Below are 2,991 nucleotides of genomic sequence, written 5' to 3'. Positions count from 1 at the left end.
GGGCGAGCTCAGGACCAGGATCATCAAGGTCGCCGCGATCTTCATCCTGGCGGCCATCGTTACGTGGTTTTTTCGCGAGCGACTCTTCTACGCCCTGCTCGCGCCCGCCGGCGACACGTTCCAGGGCCAGAGGCTTTTCGTCACCTCCGTGGGGGAGCAGTTCGTCAGCGACATGAAGCTGGCCCTATGGGCGGCCTTCGTGCTGAGCATCCCGGTCCTGCTCTACCAGGCTTGGGCATTCGTGGCCCCGGCCGTCGGCGATATGGGCCGCGTGACGACCTACATCCTGATCACGCTCGCCTCCTCGCTCTTTCTCGCGGGGATAGCCTTCGGCTACTTTTTCGTTCTTCCGGCGGGGTTGAACTTCCTGCTCGACTGGGACACCGAACGCTACGAGACCATCATAACGCCGTCGTTCTACCTGGCCTTCACCACGCGGTTCCTGCTCGCGTGCGGGATAGTGTTCGAGCTGCCGGCTGCCACCTACGTGTGCGCGAAGCTCGGGCTCATCGACGCCAACCTGCTCAAGAAGTACCGCAAACACGCCGTCGTCGGCAACACCGTCCTCGCCGCGGCCATAACGCCCTCGCCAGACCCGTTCACGATGGTCATGCTCGCCGTGCCCCTGATCGTCATGTACGAGCTCTCCATCGTCATAGCCCGCTACGTCAACCCGACCACCGAGGTCACGGCCCACAACCTCGCCCGCACCGACGAGGAGGAAGAGGAAGAGTTCGAGCCGGAGCCCCACGAAGAGAACGGGAAAGAGCGCGACCTCTAGCGCGCCGCGCTCCGCCAGGTTCTCCTCTCGATCTCTCCCGAAGATGGGACCCTGCTACCACGACCCGCGGGTATCCCCCTGCTAGCATCCGGCTGATCCCCATCCGGAGGAGCGGTTTACCGGGTTGCGGGCTATGCAGGACTGTCGAGGAGGGGATGCGTGGCGAAGAGGATGACACCGGTGCTCCTGGCGGGAGCATTGCTCCTCTTGCTGGCGGCGGCGGGGCCCGCACAGGCGGCATTCCCCGGGACGAACGGCAGGATAGCCTACGAGTCTGCCGGGCGGTCTGATGCCGAGATCCGGAGCACAAACCCCGACGGCACCGGCGGGATCAACCTGACCAGGAACAGCGGCATCGACGACAGGCACGCCGCGTGGTCGTCCGACGGCGAGAAGGTCGCCTACGTCAGCGGGGGCGACGAGGGCTTCGGCAGCGATAGCCTCTCCGACCTCTACGTCATGAACGCCGACGGGAGCGGCAAGACCCGGTTGACCGAGAGCGCGGGTTTCAGTGAGTCCGAGCCGACCTGGTCGCCCGACGGCACGAGGATAGCCTTCACCAGGGTGGAGTATCACCGCGATGATATGGGGGACTACTTCTACTACTACGAGACCTACGACGTTTACGCCATCAACGCCGACGGCACGGGCGAGGTCCGACTCACCGACGACGCGAAGGGGGGCTATGGTCCCGCATGGTCGCCCGACGGGACGCGCCTCGCCTTCGCCTCTTCGCGGGGCACCACCCCGCGGACCACGGGGCCGGAGATCTACGTGATGGACCCCTCCCCCGAGGGCCCGTCCAACGAGCCCGTCCGCCTCACGGCCACCCGTTCGGCCAACACCTCTCCCAACTGGTCCCCTGACGGCACCAAAATAGTGTTCGAGAGCGGCCGGGACAGGCCGCGGAGCCACGATTTCACGCCCGAGATCTACACGATGAAGGCCGACGGCACGGAGCCTACCCGCCTGACCCGGAAGGGCTGGTACCGCGACCCCGTCTGGTCCCCCGACGGGAAGAGGCTGGCCTTCGCCAGGGACGGCATCTACACCATGAAGGCGGCCCCTCTGGACGACAGAAACCGTGCGCGGCTCGTCGTCCCGTCCGAGTACGGCTACGAAAACCCCGACTGGCAGGCGATCCCGTAGCGAGATGCTAGGGGCGATTCGGAAGAGCGCGGACACGCGCGACAAGCATGTAGTCTGCGCAGGAGAGACGGGAACGACCGACCGAAATGAGGGGTAGAGGGATGGCTAGAAGGACCTTATCGGTGATGATGGTGGCGACGTTGCTGCTCGTGCTGGCGAGCGGGGCGGTGCTCGCGAAGACCATAAACGGCACCGCGAAGAAGGACAGCATCGAGGGCACCCCGCACGCCGACAGGATTTCGGGCAGGGCCGGCGACGACTACGTCAAGGGCCTGGCCGGCCCCGACGAGCTGATCGGCGGGAAGGGCAGAGATTGGCTGAACGGTGACGCCGGCGACGACACGGCCTTCGGCCTCGCGGGCGACGACACGCTCTGGGGCGGGCGCGGCTACGACCGGGTCGTGGGCGGCGACGGCGACGACGTGCTCGCCGCGAACGAGATGGTCGGCGGCCCCGGCGAAGATGGTATCGGCTTCGGCTTGGGCGGTACCGTCACGGCCTCCGGCGGGGACGGCAACGACAGGATCGGCCTCAACGACCACCACTTCGAGTCGGGAACCACCCCAGATACGGCCGAGTGCGGACCCGGCACGGATAGGGTGACGGCCAACCCCGACGACACGGTGGCCGAGGACTGCGAGATCGTGGAGATCGTCGAGCAGGATATCTAGGTTATAGAGAACGCCCACCAAGCCGCCTGGCACCCAGGCCGACGATGCTCCGGCGCGCAAGGTCCGCGAAGGCGGGAGAGGAGCCCCCGGCTGGCAAGCAGTCCTTCGGGACGTTCAAGACAAAAGTACCGGAGATGAGCGGCGGCGCGAGGACCGCGGTGGTGTCGGAGACCGGCGGGTCGTCGGACGGGGATAGGTCGGGGCGGTGGCTCGCGAGCAGGAGAGACCGAGGCCACCGGCGATCTACCTGAGCCTCTCCTCGAAGCGCCGGATGGAGCGCCGGAGCAGGTCTTCCGTGAGGCCGCGGAAGAATGGGCGGTGGGCGATCCTGTTAAGCCACGCCGGCTGGACCGCGTAATCCGTGGCGAGCGACATCTCGACGGTGCTCGG

At 66.6% G+C, this 2,991-nt stretch carries 3 protein-coding genes; all 3 read left to right on the top strand.

What is annotated here, in order from left to right:
• Positions 1–781: twin-arginine translocase subunit TatC (gene tatC / locus QZX79_RS09255; RefSeq protein ID WP_294567793.1), on the top strand; the 781-nt coding region annotated here is incomplete at its 5' end.
• Positions 782–940: 159 nt separating this feature from the next.
• Positions 941–1,930, top strand: a complete 990-nt coding sequence (locus tag QZX79_RS09250; RefSeq protein WP_294567791.1) for a hypothetical protein — start codon at positions 941–943, stop codon at positions 1,928–1,930.
• Between the two features lie 101 nt (positions 1,931–2,031).
• The gene (locus QZX79_RS09245) at positions 2,032–2,601 is read left to right on the top strand and encodes a calcium-binding protein (RefSeq protein WP_294567789.1); all 570 of its coding nucleotides are present in this window, start codon (positions 2,032–2,034) and stop codon (positions 2,599–2,601) included.
• Positions 2,602–2,991 lie beyond the last annotated feature (390 nt).

Source organism: uncultured Arthrobacter sp. (genome assembly GCF_902805515.1).
In the GTDB taxonomy this organism is placed as follows: Bacteria; Actinomycetota; Actinomycetes; order Actinomycetales; family Micrococcaceae; genus Arthrobacter_D.
The sequence above is the reverse complement of the archived record's forward strand: the minus strand, read 5'-3'. Positions and strand labels throughout refer to the sequence as shown.

Excerpts from the sequence above, each read along its gene's own strand:
- QZX79_RS09245 (WP_294567789.1), top strand. The coding sequence starts at position 2,032 with ATGGCTAGAAGGACCTTATCGGTGATGATGGTGGCGACGTTGCTGCTC.